14 protein-coding genes are annotated in these 22,730 nt (G+C 47.8%); 6 read left to right on the top strand and 8 right to left on the bottom strand.

What is annotated here, in order from left to right:
- Positions 1-76: 76 nt before the first annotated feature.
- The gene (locus WBG78_RS08445; RefSeq protein WP_337325966.1) at positions 77-538 is read right to left on the bottom strand and encodes a RidA family protein; all 462 of its coding nucleotides are present in this window, start codon (positions 536-538) and stop codon (positions 77-79) included.
- Positions 539-641: 103 nt separating this feature from the next.
- Positions 642-1,868: an aminotransferase class V-fold PLP-dependent enzyme gene (locus WBG78_RS08440; protein WP_337325965.1), complete on the bottom strand. Its 1,227-nt coding sequence runs from the start codon at positions 1,866-1,868 to the stop codon at positions 642-644.
- 310 nt (positions 1,869-2,178) lie between these two features.
- Here WBG78_RS08440 and WBG78_RS08435 point away from each other — a divergent pair, with 310 nt between their 5' ends.
- Entirely contained in the window at positions 2,179-4,512 is a 2,334-nt protein-coding gene (locus WBG78_RS08435) for a DUF4838 domain-containing protein (RefSeq protein WP_337325964.1), read from the top strand.
- 23 nt (positions 4,513-4,535) lie between these two features.
- On the opposite strand, the gene WBG78_RS08430 is transcribed toward WBG78_RS08435, so the two are convergent.
- The gene (locus tag WBG78_RS08430; protein WP_337325963.1) at positions 4,536-5,657 is read right to left on the bottom strand and encodes a sialidase family protein; all 1,122 of its coding nucleotides are present in this window, start codon (positions 5,655-5,657) and stop codon (positions 4,536-4,538) included.
- Between the two features lie 269 nt (positions 5,658-5,926).
- Between WBG78_RS08430 and WBG78_RS08425 the strand changes: the two genes are divergently transcribed.
- Genes WBG78_RS08425 through pncA form a run of 4 tightly spaced genes read left to right on the top strand, consistent with a single transcriptional unit; the run spans position 5,927 to position 10,255 of the window.
- Positions 5,927-7,144, top strand: coding sequence for a DUF5009 domain-containing protein (locus WBG78_RS08425; RefSeq protein WP_337325962.1), 1,218 nt, complete (start codon positions 5,927-5,929; stop codon positions 7,142-7,144).
- 15 nt (positions 7,145-7,159) lie between these two features.
- Positions 7,160-8,122, top strand: a complete 963-nt coding sequence (locus WBG78_RS08420; protein WP_337325961.1) for a glycosyl hydrolase family 18 protein — start codon at positions 7,160-7,162, stop codon at positions 8,120-8,122.
- A gap of 55 nt (positions 8,123-8,177) precedes the next feature.
- Complete coding sequence (locus WBG78_RS08415) at positions 8,178-9,587, top strand: nicotinate phosphoribosyltransferase (RefSeq protein WP_337325960.1); 1,410 nt, start codon at positions 8,178-8,180, stop codon at positions 9,585-9,587.
- Between the two features lie 50 nt (positions 9,588-9,637).
- Positions 9,638-10,255, top strand: a complete 618-nt coding sequence (gene pncA / locus WBG78_RS08410) for a bifunctional nicotinamidase/pyrazinamidase (RefSeq protein ID WP_337325959.1) — start codon at positions 9,638-9,640, stop codon at positions 10,253-10,255.
- Positions 10,256-10,260: 5 nt separating this feature from the next.
- Here the strand turns inward: pncA and WBG78_RS08405 are convergent, their stop codons facing one another.
- The 3 genes from WBG78_RS08405 to WBG78_RS08395 form a co-directional block, all read right to left on the bottom strand.
- Positions 10,261-13,608, bottom strand: a complete 3,348-nt coding sequence (locus WBG78_RS08405; protein ID WP_337325958.1) for a VCBS repeat-containing protein — start codon at positions 13,606-13,608, stop codon at positions 10,261-10,263.
- Positions 13,609-13,749: 141 nt separating this feature from the next.
- On the bottom strand, positions 13,750-15,450 hold the full coding sequence (locus WBG78_RS08400) for a SusD/RagB family nutrient-binding outer membrane lipoprotein (RefSeq protein WP_337325957.1): 1,701 nt from the start codon (positions 15,448-15,450) through the stop codon (positions 13,750-13,752).
- Positions 15,451-15,471: 21 nt separating this feature from the next.
- Positions 15,472-18,570, bottom strand: a complete 3,099-nt coding sequence (locus WBG78_RS08395) for a SusC/RagA family TonB-linked outer membrane protein (RefSeq protein ID WP_337325956.1) — start codon at positions 18,568-18,570, stop codon at positions 15,472-15,474.
- A 616-nt stretch (positions 18,571-19,186) separates the two neighbouring features.
- On the opposite strand from WBG78_RS08395, the gene WBG78_RS08390 reads away from it, so the two are divergent.
- A complete protein-coding gene (locus tag WBG78_RS08390) occupies positions 19,187-20,116 on the top strand; it encodes a S1C family serine protease (RefSeq protein WP_337325955.1) in 930 nt (309 codons plus the stop codon).
- Between the two features lie 205 nt (positions 20,117-20,321).
- On the opposite strand, the gene WBG78_RS08385 is transcribed toward WBG78_RS08390, so the two are convergent.
- Both WBG78_RS08385 and WBG78_RS08380 read right to left on the bottom strand, forming a co-directional pair.
- Positions 20,322-22,199 carry a hypothetical protein gene (locus WBG78_RS08385; protein WP_337325954.1) on the bottom strand — a complete coding sequence of 626 codons (1,878 nt, stop codon included), beginning with the start codon at positions 22,197-22,199 and terminating at the stop codon, positions 20,322-20,324.
- A gap of 110 nt (positions 22,200-22,309) precedes the next feature.
- Positions 22,310-22,720, bottom strand: a complete 411-nt coding sequence (locus WBG78_RS08380) for an exosortase F system-associated membrane protein (RefSeq protein WP_337325953.1) — start codon at positions 22,718-22,720, stop codon at positions 22,310-22,312.
- Positions 22,721-22,730 lie beyond the last annotated feature (10 nt).

The raw sequence follows: 22,730 nt of genomic DNA, 5'->3' as shown, positions 1-22,730 counted from the left end.
GTATGTATAAGACCAGGAACTTACTCACCTCCCGGTGACTAATGTCAGAAGGTTGAGTAGGTCCGAATGAGGTTTCCTAGATGTACGCGATGCAGTCGATTTCCACTAAAGAATCACCTGGTACGCCGCCGTATACTGCCACCGTTGTGCGTACGGGGGGCTTGCTGCCAAAGCGTCCCTTGTATGCCTCGTTCATCGCCTTATAATCATTAAGGTCGTGAAGGAACACGCTGCACTTTAGAACCTTCTCCATCGAAGAGCCTGCTTTCACCAATTCCTTTTCAAGTTCATCCAATACGTGCTTCGTGTGGGCGGTGATGTCACCGTCAAAGTGAGCGCCCTTACCAGCGATGAAGACCAGGTTTCCGAATTTTGTTGAGCCGGAAAACAAAGGCACATCCTGATCATCTTTCACCACATTGAATACTTCCTTCTCCGGAGCAACGTTAGCTGCACGAGCGGATACAGTGCCCAGGCCAACCAGGGTAGCGGCAGAAGCAAATAACTTTTTCAGTGTGGATCTTCTTTCAGTTTTCATGATAGTGGGAGTTTAACATTTAAAGTATTTAGTTGACGTTAGTTTATCTTCAGCATCAGGTCGCGGTCAACGTAGTGACTATTGGCTGACGTGTTGTTGCAACTTATGATAGGCCCTTCGATAGTTCTTCCTTGAGACGCGCAGCAACGATCTTTTCCTGTCCCGGCTTCAGCATGAATACAGTTACACTGACGGTATTCGGCGGCCCACCTCCCAACTCGATGGACGGATTGGCAAGTCTTAATCCCTCACGTAGTTGTTTGTCGGTAAGCTTTACCTTGTCCAAATCCCAGCTGATGTGCAGTGTCGGAGTATGATTACCAAGGGGCGGCACGTGAATTTCAGTAGCCACTCCCGGAACAGATTTAACTGTATTTTCTATCAGGGCAATTTTCGATTCCCATTCCTTCCATTCTTTGTCGTGGTCCTGGTTAATATATCTCTCTAACGCAACGTACATGCCGAGTATCTCCTCTTTGTTCACCTTCATTCCCCGACCGATGTTATAACCCCTCGGAGGCATCGAAAGTCGCGCAGCTGCAATAATTGACTTTTTACCCATGAGCAGGCCGGCGCTTTGAGGGCCACGAATTGCCTTGCCTCCTGATATGACTACGAAGTCGAAGCCCATATCGTTGAAGCGCCAGAGGTTTGAAACCGGCGGAACATCAGCCGCGATGTCAATTGAAGTTGGAACATTGTACTTCTTCCCAAGAGCTACCCACTCCTCATGTTGAATCTTACCCTGGTCAGAATTGATATGGAGAAAATGCATTAACGCCGTTCTCTCATTTACCGCCTTCGCTACATCGTCGGCAGTCTCGACGATCACCATCTTGCATCCCGTGTTCGTCAGCGCCTGATTATAAACAATATCATGGCCTTTCTGACAAATTACTTCCGACTTCATCCCTGTATACTCAATGTGCGGAAGTGCGCGCACCTTCTTCTCATCCATGCCAGTGAGGATGCCTGCTAAACCAAGCGTCATCCCTGAGAAAGCACCAGATGTAACTACCGCCGCTTCTGAGTGAACCATCTGCGCAATCTTTTCACCTACTTTGTCCTGCAATTCATCGAGGAGGCAGAACTCTTTCGCTCCAAAATTGATCGCCTCAAGGACTTCATCATGCATGAGCGACCCTGTCATGTAAGTCAGTGTGCCGGCAGCATTAATAAACGTGCGTACACCTAACTCTTTAAACAGATCTCGCTTCGGAGCCTCTTTCTTCGGAGCTCCAATCGCATTTGCTACGGGAACTCCCGAGAGCAATCCACCAACAATGGGAACACTTGAAAGTCGTTGAATTAGTTGTCTGCGATTGAGCATAAGTTGAGTAATGAGGAACAGAACAAATATAGGGCAAACTCAACATAATGCTCCCCGACAACAATCCGCTCATGGAAAAATGTGAAAAGTGTGTGCGTGTGTCTTAATGATTGTCCAAACCTCATTGCCCGCTAACGCAATTTACAACACACAACGCTCAATACTCCAAGTTCGGAATATTCCATATTCCACTTCTGCGTGTTGCAATGATCAATGCATAAAACCATTTGCTTTTTCCTGCGACATAACATAAATCTGTCTCTCGTAAGTCGCCGGACGCGGGCATCCCCAACAAACATAACTGACTAAAATGATACTCTCATCAACTGCATCAAGGTCGTATATACAGGTACTTGCAATTCTGTTTGTACTCTCCTCAATCACAATCACATTTGCACAAAAGAAGAAAAGCAGGAAAGTCAACCCAATAGCTCCAACACAAATTGTTCTGGCCGAGGGGAAACAGTCCCGCTATCGGATTGTTATCCCTTCTTCTTCATCGAAAGATGAGACACGGGCAGCGGAAGTATTACAGGCGCATCTGCTGGAAATCTCCGGCGCTGCATTGCCGATCATAGGAGCTGACAAGTCGCGGAGTTCATATGAAATAGTTCTTGGACAAAACGAACGATTGGATGAATTGAAAACGGCCATCAACCTTAACGCGCTTCGTGAAGACGGCTTCATCATTAAAACAGACAGCGCAAGACTAATTATCGCAGGAGGAAGCGAGAAGGGCACACTTTACGGTGTCTACTCGTTTTTGGAAACGTATCTCAACTGCCGGATGTACACACCTTCCGTGAAGATCGTTCCAAAGTTTGAACGATTGGCGATCCCACTTATTACGGAGGACAAACAAGTTCCACAAATCGCTTTTCGCGATACACATTATCGTATTTCATGGGATCCCGCATACACAGAGTGGCATAAACTTGACCACGGTCCTGATGGTGAACGGCCGAATTGGGGAATGTGGGTTCACACGTTCAATTCACTTGTGCCTCCGGAGATTTATTATGCTGAGCATCCTGAGTATTTTGCTATGGTGAAGGGTGCGCGCATACCGACCCAGTTGTGCCTTAGCAATGCACAGGTACTTGAGCTAACCATTCAAAGTCTGCGCCGGAAGATTGCTGCAAATCCGGACGCTAAGTACTGGTCCGTCAGCCAGAATGATAATCGCGACTATTGTACTTGCGATCTGTGCCGAGCTACAGACGAGCGTGAAGGTTCACCGTCGGGATCAATCATTCAATTCGTAAACCAGGTGGCAGACGCTTTCCCGGACAGAATGATATCCACCCTTGCATATGAATATGGACGACACGCGCCAAAAACAATCAAACCGAGAGACAATGTAAACATCATGCTATGCAGCATTGAAGCTTATCGCGACAAGCCACTGGAGCAGGATCCGCACAGTTCAGACTTCGTACAGGATGTCAAAGATTGGGGCAAAATTGCAAAAGACATCATCATATGGGACTACGTTATCCAATTCAATCACCTGGTAAGCCCGTTTCCCAACCTGCATGTGCTGAAGCCCAATCTGCAATTCTTCGTTCGTAATGGCGTGAACGCTATGTTCGAACAGGGTAATCGTGAAGTAGGCGGTGAATTCGCTGAGCTAAGGGCCTACATGATTTCCAAGCTGATGTGGAATCCGGATGCAAATGCTGACACGGTTATGAATGATTTCCTTCGTGGCTACTATGGTGCAGCCGCAAAACAGATTCGCACATACATCGATGAAATGAAAGATGCACTCCTTAAGTCGGGACAACCACTAAGGATCTTTGGCACACCTAATGAAGCGTCTACCAGCTACCTCACTCCCGCGCTGATCCGGCGATATCACCTTCTGTTCGACAACGCGGAGCGCGCGGTGCAACAGGACTCAATATTACTGGAGCGGGTAAAAATTGCTCGTCAACCCCTGGTCTATGCTACACTTGAACAGGCAAAGAAGAACTACGCAGGCGAACAGGGAATCTTCGAAAAGGTAGGTAATCAATGGCGTCCCAAACTTGCCCTCCAAAAACTCATTGATCCATTTACTGATCTTTGCATCCGTCAAGGGGTTAGTCAGCTGAAAGAATGGAGCTGCACACCGGAAGAGTATCGTTCTGCATTTTATAAAATGTTGTCGCAGGGAATGAACGAACATCTCGCGTTCGGAAAGAAGGTCTCATTCATCACACCGAATGCAAGCACACTGTCACCGACGGCCGGCGCCATGCTCACGGACGGATTTAGGGGCGCTCAGGATTACGACTACAACTGGATGTCGGTTGGTGGTAAACAAAATCTTGAGTTTGTAATCGATCTTGAAAGCTCAAAACCCGTCAGACGAATCGAGTCGTCTTTTTATCAATATGGATTCTGGCTTAAGCTTCTTCCAAAGAAAGTCGAGTACTACACGTCGAATGATGGCGTCAGGTATGAATTAGCAGCAACTGTTTTGAACACGTCGCCGATAGATCAATATGGAGGACGTGTTCGCGACTTCACGTCTGAATTCAGTGTTCGCAATGCACGCTACGTCAAGGTGATTGCTTACACATTGGGCAATACTCCGGATTGGCATCCCGGAGCAGGCAGGCCGGCTAACATGCTGATAGATGAAGTTGTTGTTGAATAGTTGGAACTACTAGCAGCTGTAATTTATTTGACCACAGCTTGCCAGAAAGCAATATTCTGCCGTTTCCATGTATAAGTAACGGAAACTGTGTCGCCTGAAGCTACGATTGCCGGATAGGAAAATTCGTCATCGGGTACACCTGTCTCGATGTCGGTCTGTACAGGCCACGTTACTCCGTTGTCGGTCGAGACGGCGAGTTTGATTGGATTGCGTTCGCCCCAATTAGCGTTGTCGGGATTGTAAACTAATGCAAGTTTCCCTCCCGGCAACTTGACAAGATCAATGCCGCTGTTGGGATTAGGCAGCGAGGTCTTATAGACCTTGCTCCATGTCTTCCCATAGTCTTTCGAGTCGCTGCGACAAATATATCCGGAGGAGCTTCTGAGTAACATGTGCACATTACCAGGAGTTGACTCCCACAGCGTTGGTTGAATGATCCCTTCCCCCACAATGTCCTTTCGGTCAAGTTCGAGAAAAGGACTTGCTTTCCACGTCTTCCCGTTGTCTTCACTTCGATCAACAAAAGCATTCCATACTTTATTCTTTTCGTTTGACGAGCCTGCGATCAGCACGCCATTTGATAACCGGATAGGTTTGTTCCTCACGGGTCCCCGCCCGCCACGATCTCCGGCCACTAGTTCCCGAGGCTTGCTCCACGATGCTCCTCTGTCTTTGGAAGTCATGTACCAGGTTTCCCAATGGTCAATTTCTTTACCAACCTTGAAATAAAGAATGATCTCGTCATCCTTCGCCTTAAACAAGACGGGGTTCCAATGCGCATCTTCGCGTATCTTGGCAACTTCTTTTGGCTCGCTCCAACTCGTGCCGTTTCCTTTCGACATCCAGATGCCAACGTCAGAATGCTTTTCATGGGTACCACCAAACCAGGCGACCAAATAGTTGTCGCCGTCTGCCCGCACTATCGTGGAAGCGTGGCCCTGGGCAAAAGGTCGTTTAGGTCCAAGGATATGGCCCGAAGTTAACTTAACGATCTCAGGTGCCGTCGTTCTTGTCAGCGCAACGCAAAGCATGCTCAGCAATACCATCGCTATTATAGCAGGCGTGTCTTTGATTCTCTTTGTGAGAAACTTACTGCTCTCGCGATGAAAGCGCGACGTGCGGCTCTTTGTGTCGGTTCGGCTCATGTTGTACGGTTAGTCTGCCATATAAGAATACTAATATATCGCCTCCTCCATAACGAAGAGGCTCATCATGCGCATTCCGATCAGTAAAATGCGAACTAATAACGAAGTGTGCGTGTGCCTTTAAAAAACCTACCAGCCAAATAAAAGAACTATCCGAATTGGGATCTAAGTGATAAAATAGTGCGCCTTTGGTCGATGTACCTAAAGCCAGAGACCACTCGTTTATGAGTTGCTCTGGACCATTTGATCCGACTATATCGCCTACGCCCATGAATCAACCCACCACCTCAATCCCTGTTCAATCCCCGATCACGACTCAAAGAGTTACTGCTATTGACTTGGTCCGTGCACTAACCATGATCCTGATGATCTTCGTAAATGACCTTTGGTCTTTGTCTGGAATTCCCGCGTGGCTTGAACATGTGGAGCGCGGCGTGGACGGAATCGGACTTGCTGATGTAGTGTTTCCGGCCTTCCTGTTCATCGTTGGTCTCAGCATGCCATTTGCAATCGACGCCCGCAAAAAAAAGGGAGATTCAAAAAGTCAGCTGTTAATGCACGTCGCAACACGCACGGTGGCTCTTCTCGTAATGGGCGTGTTCCTGGTGAATGGAGAAGACATTAACGGAGCGGCCACTGGTCTGCCAAGACTGGCCTGGAATACGCTATGCTGCATTTCGTTCATCCTGATATGGAACAGTTATCCAAAAGACTTATCACGCCCGCTGGTCTATGGTCTGAAGGCAGTGGGGATCGTAACACTGCTTACTCTTGCTTTCATTTATCGCGGTGGTGACGACGCAACACCACACACTTTTGGACCTCAATGGTGGGGCATCCTTGGCCTAATTGGTTGGGCCTACCTGACCAGCGGAATAATCACTGTTTTAGCAGACAACAAGCTTACGTCGGTGGTGATAGCCTGGTCGTCATTTGCCATACTTAGCATGGTTTCCCATGCAGGGTTACTTCCCCAATTCCTGCGGTTCATCCCCGAACCAATACTTGGAGGTACTTTGACAGGCCTGACCCTTGGGGGGGTTGTTACTGCCCTTATCTTCAAGCATTACAGAAGCCGGCAAGATGACCGCGGGCTAACATTCGTATTGCTGGGTATATCTGCAGCGCTCATCGTGTTGTCAGTCCTTACTCGTCCTTACTGGGGACTCGCAAAGCTTGGCGCAACACCCGCGTGGTTATTCCTGTGCAGTGCATTCACTATTCTCGCCTTCCTCGCCATCTACTGGTTGGCCGATGTTTTAGGAAAAGCAAACTGGTTCTCTTTCATTAGACCAGCGGGCACGGATACACTGCTTTGCTACCTGATACCTTACTTCGCATATGCCACCACAAATTTTCTGGGTATCCACCTTCCGGAATTCATGCTCATCGGTGGCGTGGGTCTCTTAAAGTCATTTCTGTTTGCCATTCTCTGTGTTTTCATAACGGGATGGCTAAGCAAAATAGGCATACGATTGAAACTATAGCTTCTGTAATCTGCGATGATGATCTCCGAAAAACGTCTCGCATCGCTGTTCGTCGCAGCGTTGATGAGTTTATCCGTATATGCCCAACAGCAGTCATTCAAAGTTGTCGGATACTACAATTTGAAATCTGCTACCGAGGGTTATCGGGCTAAGCAACTTAAATATCTTACCAATATTAATCTATGGTTTGTCAATCCTGATTCTTCCGGCAGATACACGCAGGATTTCAAGGGGCTGCAGCAGTTTGTTGAAAAGGCGCACAAGCATCATACGAAAGTCCTGTTCTCTATTGGCGGAGGAAGCAAACAACCTCAATATAAGTGGCTATTGGCGGATGATCGGCGCGCTCAGCTGATAGATAGTCTTATGGTACTGGTGATGCGCTACAATCTTGATGGAATAGATGTAGACCTGGAAGGCAGCGATATTCATGACACCTACGAAAACTTTGTTGTCGATCTTGCAACAGCACTTCACGCACGGCAAAAGTTAATCACTTCGGCAGTAGCGATCTACTATAAGGATCAGTTCACCGACAAGGCACTAGCACAATACGATTTCATGAATGTGATGAGCTACGACCGCACCTGTCCATGGCGGCCTGAAAATCCTGGTCCCCATTCTCTGTATACCCACGCCGTTGATGACCTCAACTACTTTGGCGTCGAGCGAAAGATCCCCACAGCACGATTGACACTTGGGGTTCCGTTTTACGGTTATGGCTATGGTCCGGAGCTATCGTCGCCTGCAATCAGCATGGGCTACAAGAAAATAGTGGCAACCTATAAGGGAGCTGATCAGGTTGATGAATGGAAAACTCCCGAGGGAAAAACACTTTATTACAACGGACTGCCAACCATGAGGTTAAAGACAAAACTAGCGATGGCCAAAGCGTCGGGCATCATGATCTGGGAAGTACGGAGTGATGCCAAAGGGAGAAAATCGCTGCTAAGGGCGATCCATAAGGAATCGCGCTAATGCTCATTTTGCTTGGACGATAATCTGGTCCTATCTTCCGGCATATTTGCATTCCATGAATCCTCTTCTTTCCGGTACATACACCGATCTTTATCAGCTTACGATGTCGCAGGTCTACTACCTGACAGGCAGGCATAAAAGAAAGTCTGTTTTTGACTACTTCTTCAGGAAGCTACCTTTCGATGGTGGTTTTGTAGTGTTTGCAGGGCTAGGATCTGTGTTAAAGATGCTGGAGGAATTTAGATTCACCCCGGATGATATCGACTACCTTAAGTCAATAGGACTTGACGCAAAGTTCAGTGATAGTCTACTGGATTTTAGATTCAAGGGAAACATATTCGCTGCGCGTGAAGGCGAAGTGATCTTTCCGAATGAGCCAGTACTTCGCGTTGAGGGCGATGTGATAGAAGCCCAGATCATCGAAACATTGCTGTTGAACATCATAAACTTTCAATCGCTCATCGCAACCAAGGCGGCGCGTATGCATACCGTTGCGGCCGGACGTACTCTTTGCGACTTCGGACTGCGACGTGCTCAGGGACTTGGCGGATACCACGCAACGCGTGCGGCCATCGTAGGTGGCTTTGTCGCTACAAGCAACGTGAAAGCTGCCAAAGACTTTGGCGTTACCTGCGTAGGTACAATGGCCCACGCTTTTGTCCAGGGTTATGAAGATGAATTGTCGGCATTTCGTGCATTCGCAGAACACCGTCCCGACAACTGCGTATTGTTAGTGGATACTTACGACACGTTGAGGTCTGGTGTACCTAACGCAATCAAAACAGCAAAGGAAATGGAAGGCCGCGGACAGAGACTACAGGGCATCAGACTCGATAGTGGTGACCTCGCATATCTGTCTACACAATCAAGAAGAATGCTGGATGCTGAAGGTCTGAACTATGTCAGGATCACAGCGTCGAATCAACTGGATGAATTTGTCATCAAGAGTCTAATAGATCAGCAGGCACCGATCGATGTCTTTGGCGTGGGCACGAGCCTTGTAACGGGACCACCGGACGCAGCGCTCGACGGGGTCTACAAGCTTTCTGAGCTTGATGGAAAAGCGAGGATTAAGCTTTCGGAGAATATTAAAAAGACGACCCTTCCAGGATCCAAGCAGGTGTTTCGTTTTTTTGGAGAAGGTGACATGTTTTTCGGCGCTGACGTTGTTGGGTTTACCGGTGACCCTGCTCCTACAATCATGCATCATCCCTTTGAGCACGACAAGTCACTGGATCTTTCCACAATGAAGAACGAGCCCCTCCTGCACCCTGTTATGGATGCTGGAAAAATCGTTGATCATAAAACATCATTGAAGGACATATCTTATTACAGCACCGAACGTCTTAAGCGACTGCCGCAGGAATACAAACGCTTCTACAATCCTCATATCTATAAGGTGGGGATCGGCACTGATCTCAAAGAAGAGAGAAATAAATTAAGGAAACAGTACAAGAGCTCATAGGCTTTTAGATTCAGCTGTAGCGATTGATTGTTCCATAAAATAATAACAATATGAACGCTCTGATACTGGTGGATATTCAAAACGATTTTGTCCCTGGTGGACGACTTGCTGTTCCCGACGGAGATTCCATTGTACCGCTGGTTAATTCGTTGCAAAATTCATTTCAACTGGTAGTCGCAACTCAGGATTGGCATCCACAACGGCACAAGAGTTTCGCCGCCAACCATCCTGGAAAAAATCCATTTGATATAATTGATCTGCACGGACTCGAGCAGGTACTGTGGCCCGATCACTGCGTGCAGGGAAGCACCGGCGCAAACTTCTATCCAGATCTCTCCCTGGATAAAGTCGAAGCAATCTTCCGTAAAGGAATGGACGCAGAGATCGACAGTTATAGCGGATTTTATGACAACGGCTCACGAAAGGCCACGGGACTGGCAGGTTATTTAAGAGAGCGTAAAGTGAACAAAGTGTTTGTCTGCGGCCTGGCAGCGGACTATTGTGTTGCGTTTACTGCAAAGGATGCGCTTCGGGAAAACTTCGACACGTTTGTTATTGCAGATGCAACGCGTCCCATAGATCCCCTGGGCTTTGAACGGGCTGCCAATGAAATTCTGGGACTTGGAGGTCAGATTATCGGGAGCGATCAATTGTATCGCCACCTGTAAACCTTTTAGTTTCTGATATATCCGGTGACCTTGCCGTCAGTGACACCAAAGATCACCTGTTGCTTCCCTGCCCCTTTCGGAGTAGCAATGTCACGCACATCTCCGCGTACATGAAAGCCACTTTCCCGTTGATGAACATAAGTAAAATTTCCTTTGCCGTCATTTCGCAACAACACGCCATAGTTGGCATCCGATCTGCCGATACGGACACGAGTATTCGATTCGTTGCCTGCCAGAATCAAATCAAGATCTCCATCTTCGTCTGCGTCCAGGGCAGCCGTGGCATAAACGGGGGCAAACTGTGCTTCAATTGGAAGAGATCTGACTTCAAACTTTGAGCCGGTGTTCTCCAGGTAAAGCGTTCTTAGTTCCATTGCAGAAAGTTGATTTGATCCTGAAAGTTGCTCGGGTGTAAATATCTCCTGCAGAGTGGCATTTGAATAGCCTGTATAATCAGGGAATTTCTGACGAAGGGCACTCACTTGTCCAAGGGCTTCATCGCGGCTGGCGTATGGCCATGACTTGTTGCCGATATAGTAATTCATGAATGGATCGATCTGCCCATCGTTGTTGAAGTCCTTGTACACAAGTGTAACCGGCGTCTTTGCAGAGGCGTTGTACAGATTGTTTGCTCCTGTATTTCCGGCAACCAGGTCAATATCACCGTCTCCATCGAAATCCGCTGCTGTTAAACAATTCCACCATCCTCCAAGATCAGAGGGAATGAATGAAGCCGACTCCTGCAGGTGACCTTTTGACTTGATGAACACCCGCGGCGAACTCCACTCCCCAACAATGACCAAATCCTGTTCTCCATCTTTGTTTATGTCGGCAGCAGTAGCATCACATACCATCCCCAGTGAATTGAGGAAAGGTGCTTCTTCAGCACTGGCGTGCCTGAAACTTCCTTTGCCATCATTAATCAGCAACATCGAGGGAGATGCAACGGGATAGCTGGCAGGCGTGAGCCGCGTACCAACGAAAACGTCTGTTGCTCCATCACCGTTAACATCGAGAGTAGCTACGCATCCTCCGGCAAGCGTTTCTTTTGGTATGGCCGTCGGAGAACGCTTAAAGTTGCCGCGTCCATCATTAATATACAGCCGGTCCTGCAACAGCTCATGAGGACCTTCGTGCATGTAGCCGCCGCTTGTTACGTAAAGATCAAGGTCACCATCGTTGTCAGCATCCAGAAACGCGGCATCTTCGTCCTGATAATTTTGATCATTAACAAACACCTGAACATTCGACTGAGAAAATTTTCCATCGCTTTGCTGAATCATCAGAGTTCCTGCCTGCCCCTTGGGACCACAGATGAAAAGATCATCTCTCTTGTCTCCGTTTACATCGGCAGTGGCCATTCGAGGCCCGGAATACGAATACATTCTGGGTAACAGCAACTGTCGCTTAAAGTCATTCATCACCGCCGGCGTTTGCTTCCAGTTAATACCCGGGGTTTCACGATAAATAGATTTAACTGCCTTTTGTGCAAGCCTGCCATCAGACTGTTCAGCATCTGCGATGGATGGATACAACGTAGTATCTACAGGCAGGTTCAAATAAAGCTTTGACCTCCCATCTGGCCATATCAGTCGCAACGAATCAATTCTCTTTATATCGCCCAATCCAAAGTGAAGCGGGACATACATAGCAGACTGAAATCCACGAGCGGGAGAAAACTCAAGGTATTGTTGCTGCCCATTTGCAGAAAGATAAGCGCGGGCACCAATAACGATCTTGCCTGCGTTTGCTTTGGCAAGATCAACATTCAGATAGTGTGACTTGATATTCCTTTCTCCATTGTTACGATAGACGGCAGCTGGTCCGTTAATCGTATTGATCACCAGATCAAGGTCACCATCATTGTCCAGGTCGGCAGCAGCTGCACCGTTAGACTTGAATGAGCGGGTTATTCCCCATTCATTGACTGCATTTGAAAATGTAAGGTCGCCGTTGTTGCGAAAAACCACATTACCAACCTGGATAGCTGGCATTTGATTTATAATCTGTTGCAGATCGAGTGGCTTTCCGGTTTGTTGCGACTTCAATTGCTCGTCAACAGTAAACTTAAGGAATTGCATGTTCGTGTAGTCCTTCTCGTATCCGTTGCTAACATAAAGATCTTTCCATCCGTCGTTGTCAAAGTCGGCAAAGAACGGCGCCCAGCTCCAGTCTGTGCTTGAGACACCTGCCAGCTGACCAATCTCAGAGAACGTACCGTCGCCGTTATTCAGCTGGAGCATGTTCCGCATGGTCTGGTGGTGAAATCCTGCGTGCACCAGGATGCTGTATTTGTCATAATTGTCGTCGCCCGAGGAGAGCTTGATGCGGTCATTGGATTGCGGCAACATATCCGCAGTAAATACATCAGGGAGAGCATCGTTATTTATGTCTGCGACATCAGACCCCATGGAGAACAGTGAGACGTGGCCCATGGCATCGCGCACAGATTCACGAAAGGTGCCATCGTGATTGTTGATGTAGTAATAATCTTCTTCATTGAAGTCGTTCGAGACGTAGATGTCTGGCCATCCATCGCCATTGATATCGGAAATTGCAAGTCCAAGACCGAAGCTCAGTACATTGCTTATTAAGCCAGCCTTTGAAGAAACGTCATGAAATTTTCCATCGTCATTTCGAAACAGCTTGCTATGAAATCCTGGCTCCTTACGCTTCTTATTGTTTACAAGCATATTATTGAACCCGGCATACTTCGGTAGCGAATGATTTAAAACAAAAAGGTCCAGATCATTATCTCTGTCATAGTCAAAAAAAGCAGCCTGCGTCGAGTACGACTTATCGTTGATGCCGAATGCGCCTGCCTTCTCTGTGAATGTAAGATCACCATTGTTGAGGAATAGCTGGTTGGCACGCAGCAGGGAATCAGCCATAGCGGAACGACATACATAGATATCTAGGAATCCATCATGATTGAAGTCTGCCATAGTAGCCCCTGTTCGCCATCCGAGCGGCGCCGAAAGCCCCGCCTTATCTGAAATATCTTCGAATTTAAAATTGCCTTTATTCAGGTACAGTTTGTTTGAAACCTGATTGCCCGTAAAGAAGACATCAATAAGGCCGTCATTGTTAATGTCCCCAAGCGCGACGCCGCCACCATTAAAGTAATAAGGATAGTTAAGCACGTTTTCTCCACCGCGCTGGACGACAGTATTTTGAAATCCAATTCCCGATGCTGCTGGAAGAATTTCCTCGAACAAAGGTGAAGTGGTTCCCTGTTCTGGAGAAGCGTCCTTGCCGTTCTCTGCGCATGCAATCGCAAGGAATGCTATGGCAATGAAGTGAGCAACGCGGTTGAAGTTAAAAAATGTAGGAAGTATGATATCAGATTTCATGCCTATGGATCGGAGGTGCCGGCTCGGCGGCAATATCGTCCATTTTGTGCTTCAGGAGTTGACAAAAGGACAGAAAACAAAGGGCCTCCCCGACGAATCGGAGGGCCCTAAGTAAACACTACTTATGAATTTTCAAACTGATCAATTAACATCCCACCAAAGGCGGGTTGTTGTTTTATCACCTCCTGATCCAAGCAGAGGAACAGCCGCCTCTACTGCTTCGGAGTTGTTGGTTTTCTCTGAAAGCATGAAAGGAATGCGCTTGATGTCCTGTACTGTAGGATCCGGAATTTCATTGTTATCTGATTTTACAACCGGATAAAGCTTCAGATATCCGGCACGGCGAATATCTGCCCATGCTTCATTTCCGTCTGGGAACAGTGCGAGCCATTTCTGCACAGAGAGCTGCTCATGTTGTACACTGGTTGTGCCACTCCACGCAACGGGAACGGTACTCAACGCCGGCGAATTCTGCGCGTCCTTGGGAGCAATAGGTACTGCTGTGCTGCTGATATAGGCAGCGATTATCGCAGGATCGGTAATGCCCCATTGATTCATAGAAGTCGTGATGCCGGATTCGTAGTACTGTTTGGCTGTTCCGCCGCCCATGTTCCATCCTAACATAACCCCTTCTGCGCGAAGGAACCATGCTTCAGCAGCGGCGATCACATTAGAAGATACAGCCTGACCAGCAGGGTATCCTCCGGACTCCGTGGAAGCCTTCCACACTCCATCTTCGAAATAGAAACCGGAGAAGTACTGAACGTCAGCTGTTGAGCTGTTCCAGCGTTCACCGTGTCTGCTGTTTGCAGCATGGTTGTTCAATGGCAACGCCATATCACCTGCAGTTAGGCCGTTGCGCAGACCATTGAATTCAAGAGGGTGAGCAAGATCTTCCGCATTGTATTTGCCACCGTTAGCCTTTGTGTTTGCGTCGATACTGTTTTGTGTAGGGTTAAAGTAAACCGGCATCCGTGGATCTGTGTAACCTTTCAGCACTGATTCCATTGCTGAACTCATGCGGAACTCATTCCAATCCATTACAGAAAGACCGTTTACGTCACTACCTGTTACACTTTTGGCCAGGAGGGCATCATCTGCACTGACAGTCATCACGCCGTCAGCCACTGCCTGCTCGCCCTGAGCTTTCGCTGTTGCTGCATCAACGTTCGAAATTCTGACAGCCAAACGCAGGCGCAGAGTGTTCGCGAACTTAATCCACTTGTTTACATCACCACCGTATACCAGGTCATAGCTGCCATAAGGTGTTTCTGATGTCTTTGTCTTCAGTACTTTAACAGCGGCATCCAGACGCGCAAAGAAATCATCATAAATCAAGTCTTGCGCATCATAAGGAACTGAAGCGGCAACAGTACCTGCCTGGAAGTAAGGTATCGGTCCCCACGTATCGGTTACACGCTGGAAGGAAAGTACCCACCAGATGTTTGCAATTGCATACTCCGCGGATGCCGGATCATAGCGCTCCATGAGCACCTGAAGCTGAGGCATTGTGGCAGTATACAACGGATCCCATAGTGAACCGATCCAGTCAAAACGAATCACGTAACGATCGGAAGGAAAGTACGTTGTTGTATTGGCAAAGTATTGCGCGTACTGATCGTGAAACAGGTTTTGAGCAACCTGATAGGACCACCCGCTGTTGGTGCCATTCTTGAGCGCTGTAGAGAACAGGAAAGGCAACTGCGAGTCTTCTAGTTTAGCGATCGCGTTTTTGTCTGTGTTGATCTCCTCATACTTATCGGTACAGGATATCATTACAGATATCACAAACAAGAACAGGATGGCTTTAAAGGGCGATATGTGAAATTTTACTCTTTTCATATTGATATTGTCGTTCGCCGGTTAGAAAGTAAGTTGGAGATTGAAACCGATGCTTCGTGTAGAAGGGAACGTACCGTACGATATACCCTGCCAGTTGGTATTACCCAATGACATATCCGGATCGAAGGACATCTTTCTCTTTCCCAAACCTGGTATATCCAGCTTTGAGCTTCCACGATACAGGAAGAACAAGTTGCGTCCCACAAGAGAAATACGCGCAGTCTTAAGCACAAATGATTCCGGCAGCGGGATGGTGTAGCCCAGCGACAACTCACGCAGACGGAAGTTCGTTGCGTCGTAAGCAAAGAAATCACCTGTACCATAGCGACCGCCAGACGCAATCTGCCAAAAGTCTTGTGACGTGATGGTTGCATCAACTGGTGTACCGCCCTCTGTGACGCCACCCAGATTCCAACCACCTTCGCGATGTTGTTCGCTGACTTCAGTCAGACCGTTGTATACCATCAATTGCTCAGTTCCATCAACTATGATACCTCCTACGCGGCCATCAATAAGGGCGCGAAGCGAAACTCCTTTATAAGTGAAGGTGTTTGTCAAACCCATTGTTGCCTTAGGGTTGAAGTTACCGATGATGGCCTGATCTGTTGAAATGACTGGCTTACCTTCGGCATTAACGATGTACTGGCCGTCATCCGTTTTTGTCCAGTACGTGCTGAGCAAGTCCCCATAAGATCCTCCGGTGCGCAGGGTTGGCGTAGCCGAACGGCTATAGCCACCGCCACTAAATTCCTTCACAGTAGGTGTAAGTTCGATGATCTTGTTCCTGTTGAGGGCAAGGTTGAAAGCGATATTCCAGTTCAGGTTACCCTGCACAGGAGTCGCGTCGACTACGAGTTCAATACCCTGGTTCTGAATGTTACCGGCATTGATGTATTGCGTCGTGTAGCCGGTGGCGACAGGGACAGGCACCGTGAGTAACTGGTTTTTCGAATTACTCTTATAGTAGGTGAACTGCACGCCAAGTCTGTTCTGATAGAATTTTGTCTCGAGGCTACCCTCTACGTTCTGAACAAGTTCTGGCTTCAAAGTAGGGATAGGATAAGTTGGGCTGCGGCTCAGGTAGCCGTTCCCCGCACCTTGCTCGAACGAGTAGGTGCTTTTCAGAATCTGCGGCTGTCCTCCGTTACCGACCTCGCCGATACTACCGCTCAATTTCAGGAAAGAGATGACACTCGGAAGCTGCACCATGTCTGAAATAATGCCTGACAAACCCACTGACCAATAAGGGAAGTCATGTGGTGCTGGGAGCGTAGAACTCCAGTCCGTTCGGTAGCTTCCCTCCAGGAAGATACTTTCCTTCCACGCCAGGGTTGCCTGAGCTACTACAGATTGGCTTTCCGTTTCCACTTCTCCCTGCGATGAACTTGGGTTGATACCGAAATTCAAGCTATAAAAGTTCGGCACGCGCAGACCACCAGCCACTGCGGATGTTCCCTGCCAAAGATTGTTCTGGTAGATGCCGCCCAATCGATAATCAAGTTTCCAATCTTCTCCAAACTTGTTGCTGCCGTTAAGTAATAGATCGGCCCATGTCTGAGTTGAGTTGATGTTATTTCTGCCGTAGTTACCGCCGGACACGGATACAGTTGCCAAGCTTCCATCTGCCGCCAGCGACTCCTGCCGATCGTTGATCTTATCGAGGTTGACACGGCCAGTGACATATAACCAGGGTGTGATGTCATACTTCAGCGACACATAACCGAAGATACGATCCCGCAATTCATTGTTTTCAGTCTTGTTGACGATCCAATATGGGTTCTCGTAAAGTGCAGCGTTAGAAGTAGGATACTTCGTTGGTTCAGGTAGCCCCACGTTGTTAATCTGCTGGTAGTTTTGGATATCGCTAAGCGCGACGTTTCTGGGCACTAAGTACAGATCAGCGATTGCAGAAAGGGATTCACCGTTTCGGTATCGGCTGTCAATATCCTGCAGAATATATGTGACCTTCGCGTCAGTCGAAAGTCTTTTGCTTATCTGATTTGATAGACGCAGAGTGACGGTGTTTCGGTTCATGTCGTTACGTGGCATGATACCCTGCACATTGTTATTGGTATAAGACAAATAGGTCTGCATCTTTTCGCCGCCTCCGGCGATGCTGACCGAGTTATTCCAAGTCACTCCGGTACGGAAGAAGTCCTTAATATTGTCCGGCTGAGCTGAGTAAGGGCGTTGCTCTCCGTTATATGCGGTAAACGCGTGACCGTCGAGCGGGGCACCCCAGCTCTCTCCGGAATTGGCATTTAGAACGCCTGAGTTACCCTGTCCATAAGAGTTTTGCAGCGCAGGCAGGATCATCGGATTTTCGAACACAACGCCGGAATTAATATTTACAGAGGTCCCACCGTCCTTGCGGCCCTTTTTGGTAGTGATGACAATCGCACCATTACCACCCTGGGAACCATAAAGTACTGCGGCGGAGGCACCACGAAGCACGGTCATGGATTCAATGTCGTCAGGGTTAATGTTCGACGCACCGTCGGAACCTTGTACATCTCCAAAGTCACTCGTCACCGAGCTGTTTGTGTTGTTGGTAATGGGCACGCCATCAACAACGATGAGGGCATTGTTGCTCTTCTGAATCGAACGGTTACCGCGCAGGATTATACGGGCACCGCTACCAGGACCGCCAGAACCTTGAACGATAAGAGCGTTGGCAACTTTTCCCTGGAGTGAGTTAAGGGGGTTGTTGGCATCGCGCACTTCCGTTAATTCGCTCGGCTTTACCGATTGGGTGGCATACACCAGCGTTTTAGTCGCACGGGGAATACCAAGGGCAGTTACGACCACCTCATTTAATTGAGCGGCATCCTCGGACATAGAAACGTCGATCAAGGTTTGACTGCCGACCGTTACCTCCCGCGCCGAAAATCCAATAAAAGAGAATACTAGTACTGAGCTTGCATCCGGTACACTAATGGAGTACTTGCCATCAGAGTCCGTAGTAGTACCTGTCGTTGTACCTTTTACAAGTACCGACACGCCCGGCAATGCCGCGTTGTCGACGCCAGACGTAACTGTTCCTGTTAAAGTGGTTTGCGCCACAGCCGACGCACTACACATTAACAGCAACATGATGAGTTGAAGTAAAGGTTTTTTCATCTGTGAGTATTGGGTTTAAGTGTTTAGGTCCGCGTCGCCTTGCTGCCGACGAACTCCGAAACCTTATCACCAAGCTAAACGGACGCTTACACAAAACCAAGCGTCCTGCAATTAATTTGCGCACACACTTAAGCTGTGTGCGCAAACACACACACACTTCCACCGATTGCAAAGGGTCTCCGATGAAGGATAAAGATTTACCATAAATCGTAATAAAATGATCAAAATCTGATCACATCAGGCCAAAATTTACCCATTACCTACCCCATAGAGGTATTCAATCAGACGCACACGTCTCATATTTTATCCACCTCAGTAAATAATCAGCGATTTTCAAACAATGACTCACAACGGCATCAATACACGCACGTGTTGCTGCGTATAAAGGGCCATTTATAACGATTGCAGCATACGTGTGCAGCAATCGTTTTCAGAGGAGAATTTGAACAACTCTATGGCTATGCGCGACACCATCCCACGCCGGTTCTGAACCCCGGTTTTGAACATCTACGTGGAGCAGTCCTCTTCCAACAAAATCCCGGTCGGAAACTGACAGAATAGCATCAATTTTGAATTGGCCACTCGTTTGAAGCCATTGCCTCAAAGCAATATTTATATGGACAGCTTCTCAAATATGATCATTGGCGCGGTCGACAAAACCAAGAACGCCGTCGTTAAAATTGACGTTTATAAGACGCAGCAGGGGAAGCTTCGCCCTGCCGGTTCCGGCTCAGGATTCATTTTCTCTTCTGACGGTTTGATCTTCACGAACTGCCATGTTGTCGAAGGTGCCGAAAAAATCATGGTAAGCCTGCTTAACGAAAACGAGATTGAAGCGACTCTCATCGGAAAAGATCCTGATACGGACCTGGCTATTCTTAAAATATATGCCGAAGGCTACTCCGTCGCTAAGCTTGGAGACGCCTTCCAGTTGCAGATAGGACAATTTGTAATTGCCATCGGTAATCCGTACGGATATCAGCACACCGTCACAACGGGTGTAATAAGCGCCCTCGGCAGAACCCTTCAAACGCAATCAGGAAGATTAGTCGATAATGTGATCCAAAGCGACGCTGCGTTAAACCCTGGAAACTCCGGCGGCCCGATGATCACTACAGATGGTGAGGTGATCGGAGTAAACACCGCAGTCATTCAGGGAGCGCAGGGACTTAGTTTCTCTGTCGATATTAACACTGCCAAAGAAATTGCGCGGCAGCTTATATCAAACGGGAAAGTGTTCAAGGCATATCTCGGCTTAATGCTGCAGGAGGTACAGATCAATCCCCGGATACGGAGTCACTATAATCTTGGCAACAAACGCGGACTCTTCGTCACGAAGATTGAATCGGACTCACCTGCCTCCCGCTCACAGCTACAGGAAGGCGACATCATCATCAATTTCAACGGCAAGCAGGTTAATACCACTCATGAGCTTTTTCGCGAACTCACCTCCCGGGAAATCTTAAGAATGATCGATGTTTCCGTGATTCGTCACACAGAGATGATCAATTTCAGTATTGCCCCGACGGAAAAAGTATCGAGATAAACAGGATGGCAAAAAAATAAAGAGCAGCGTAACCTTGAGTTAATGCGCTGCGTAATAATACCAGCTGAAGAAGTTAAGTTAACAAAAAGACCTACTCTTTTTCCTTCACCTTTTGAAGGTTCCGTTTCGGAATAGGAGACAAGAGTTTTAGACGCCCCGGCAGTAATTGTGTTGCATCCGGGGCGTTTCTTTTTTTTGAACCTCCCTACTCCACCCCTTCAATAATTACGAAGCCGAATGAAGGGATGGAAAACGTCGCGCCTTGTAGCATTTCTGAGGGATGCAAAGTGTTATGTTGATTGAGGAACGTATTGACGTTATCACTGTGAACAATCCTGATCCGGGGCGTTTGCAACCCGCCAGGCGCCCTGACTACCAATGCATCCCTGGTGTAATTAGCCAACAGTAACGTCATCTTGCCCGCCGCGCTGAAGGCCATGCCATCAACCTGTAGTGGATTGCTGCTGGTTAGTGAATGAACAGTGGAATCCCGCTGTGAAAGCAACAACCCTAACATCAGATATACAGGGTAGATCTGAACATTGCTGATCTTAAAAGTCTCCGGCCATGGCTCCCCGGTATGCGCCATCAATCCTCTCCAGCCTGCCATTTCATAATACGTTGCCATATCAGCACCTGCCTCTGTTAGATACTTCAGACTCCCTAAAGTCCATCCGGCGGCAAACAATGAGAGCTGGCGCGCATCAACATTGTCAGGTAATTGCCCGGGATCAATTGCTTTTGCTGACGTGGCATCCGGGTTCCAGCGCATCTTTAGCGTAATGGGACCCACACGTACTTGCCTGCCGCCTGACAAGATCCGGCATGATTCAACGACATCCCTATGCGCAACAAGATTTTCCGTCATCGTCCTCAGATCACTGGCGTGAGTTTGTGGGTTTACCGAAAAGGAAAGAAAATCAAGCTTCGCCGCCGGCGTCGGATTTCTATTCAATTCGGTAAAGAAAGCATCAGTGCCACTTCCAATACTCGCCTTTGGGAGATGCTTTCGTAACGACGGAAGAAATGAGTCTATCAGTTCCTGCCCTGCTGCCCGCTTGCCTTCCACCAACAGGATGATTCTTATTATGCTGGGTGAATAAGGTTTAAGAGCAAGGGCAAGCTCTTCGGCTTGGAGCGACGATGGAAATAAAGCAAGCTCCAGAGGTCGACCTAATTTTAACGCTATGGGTATACGCTGCTCAATATCCTTCAGGTTCCGAATCTGTACGCTTACGAAATCAGGCGAGAGAGCCTTAATAAGTTCTTGCTGCGCCTCTGTCAGCGATGACTCAGACATGGGTATGCCGAGTTTCGGCAGTTTCATCCCCTTAAAAGTATCGATCGATAAGCTGACAATTCCGTTTTCACCGGCAGTGCCATGCAGGTCGCCAAATACCTTCAGATGAATTGATTGCGAAATCTGATCCCCCTCCTTTACGGTTTTTGGAAACCCCAGTTCAAGGGGTGTACAATACACTTTGTGAGATGCGTCCATCCAGTTCCGCTGGTCTTCCATCTCAAAAATGTCCCCCGAAAAAGTTATCGCTGCCTGTATTCCAGATGCAGGCGACCAGGCCATAGACTGTATGTCGAGGAATGGCTGATGGGGACTGATTGCGTCGGGAAAAAGAAACTCATTCGTTACGTTATCAGGATGCGTCACGCGACACGTTTGCCCCCGCAACGCCTCAGTGGGAAGAAGTACAGTGAAGCCAAGCCTGTTCCTTTTGAATTCGCTGTGCGCCTTCCCCTCTATAGTAAATGAAATGGTTTCATCGGCGTGCCCGACAATCGAACACTTCCAGGAAAAGTCTATGTTGTTATGACGGATCGTAGCAACATAGGCTATCCTAAATGAATCTTCCGTAGTCGAGACCTGCTCTGATTCAATCAGCATTGGAATTGTACTCCAATTATGATCCCGCAGATAATGATTGATCATCCGAACAATTTCGTGCTCCCCGTTGCTAATATATCTGATGAACCCCGACTCATATAAAAGCGTAAGTCGCCCCGCCCGGAGATGGATTGCCTCGGGAAGCGGAGAGCTGGCACCGTATGTAAGTATGCGCTTGTCCATTTTTTTAATCGTTGGATTAAAACTACGAATAAGTGCGGACTGACAAATCACATCGGCATCAGTTCTGCATCGATTTCAACATTGCAGGACAAACCAGCTGCATTAGGGAATTACTCCTCCTTCACATCACTTTCAACCACATACTTCTGATAATAAAAGGCAGGGATCAGGAGCAATAAGAGTGTGGGATTTAGTATCAGCCGATGAAGAAAATTGATATATGGTCCGTTGTAGGACGGGAAATAAACCTTGAGAACAAAGTAGGGAATAAGAAAAGCAATGACGCCAAACAGCTGAACGTATATGGCAAACAGAACATATTTCCGCGTTGAAAACAGCGCATAGATCAGTCCTATTGCAAAAGCATCATTAATCAGGAACCTGATCGTACGATTAATAATGAAGCGGCCAATTCCAATGTCTCCAAATCCCATTGAACCAGCCAGGTCGACCCGTTGAAAGAGAAAAACGAGCAACAGTCCCACACAACACAGTATTCCAATCACAACTCGACGTTTCATGCTCAGCTAC

The sequence above is a fragment of the Chryseolinea sp. T2 genome, from assembly GCF_037203685.1.
Classification (GTDB): domain Bacteria; phylum Bacteroidota; class Bacteroidia; order Cytophagales; family Cyclobacteriaceae; genus Chryseolinea.
This window is presented reverse-complemented; position numbering and strand designations above follow the sequence as displayed.

What these genes read in the sequence shown, in the direction of transcription:
- WBG78_RS08445 (WP_337325966.1), bottom strand. Translation starts at nt 538, where the DNA reads ATGAAAACTGAAAGAAGATCCACACTGAAAAAGTTATTTGCTTCTGCC.
- WBG78_RS08440 (WP_337325965.1), bottom strand. Translation starts at nt 1,868, where the DNA reads ATGCTCAATCGCAGACAACTAATTCAACGACTTTCAAGTGTTCCCATT.
- WBG78_RS08435 (WP_337325964.1), top strand. Translation starts at nt 2,179, where the DNA reads ATGATACTCTCATCAACTGCATCAAGGTCGTATATACAGGTACTTGCA.
- WBG78_RS08430 (WP_337325963.1), bottom strand. Translation starts at nt 5,657, where the DNA reads ATGAGCCGAACCGACACAAAGAGCCGCACGTCGCGCTTTCATCGCGAG.
- WBG78_RS08425 (WP_337325962.1), top strand. Translation starts at nt 5,927, where the DNA reads ATGAATCAACCCACCACCTCAATCCCTGTTCAATCCCCGATCACGACT.
- WBG78_RS08420 (WP_337325961.1), top strand. Translation starts at nt 7,160, where the DNA reads ATGATGATCTCCGAAAAACGTCTCGCATCGCTGTTCGTCGCAGCGTTG.
- WBG78_RS08415 (WP_337325960.1), top strand. Translation starts at nt 8,178, where the DNA reads ATGAATCCTCTTCTTTCCGGTACATACACCGATCTTTATCAGCTTACG.
- pncA (WP_337325959.1), top strand. Translation starts at nt 9,638, where the DNA reads ATGAACGCTCTGATACTGGTGGATATTCAAAACGATTTTGTCCCTGGT.
- WBG78_RS08405 (WP_337325958.1), bottom strand. Translation starts at nt 13,608, where the DNA reads ATGAAATCTGATATCATACTTCCTACATTTTTTAACTTCAACCGCGTT.
- WBG78_RS08400 (WP_337325957.1), bottom strand. Translation starts at nt 15,450, where the DNA reads ATGAAAAGAGTAAAATTTCACATATCGCCCTTTAAAGCCATCCTGTTC.
- WBG78_RS08395 (WP_337325956.1), bottom strand. Translation starts at nt 18,570, where the DNA reads ATGAAAAAACCTTTACTTCAACTCATCATGTTGCTGTTAATGTGTAGT.
- WBG78_RS08390 (WP_337325955.1), top strand. Translation starts at nt 19,187, where the DNA reads ATGGACAGCTTCTCAAATATGATCATTGGCGCGGTCGACAAAACCAAG.
- WBG78_RS08385 (WP_337325954.1), bottom strand. Translation starts at nt 22,199, where the DNA reads ATGGACAAGCGCATACTTACATACGGTGCCAGCTCTCCGCTTCCCGAG.
- WBG78_RS08380 (WP_337325953.1), bottom strand. Translation starts at nt 22,720, where the DNA reads ATGAAACGTCGAGTTGTGATTGGAATACTGTGTTGTGTGGGACTGTTG.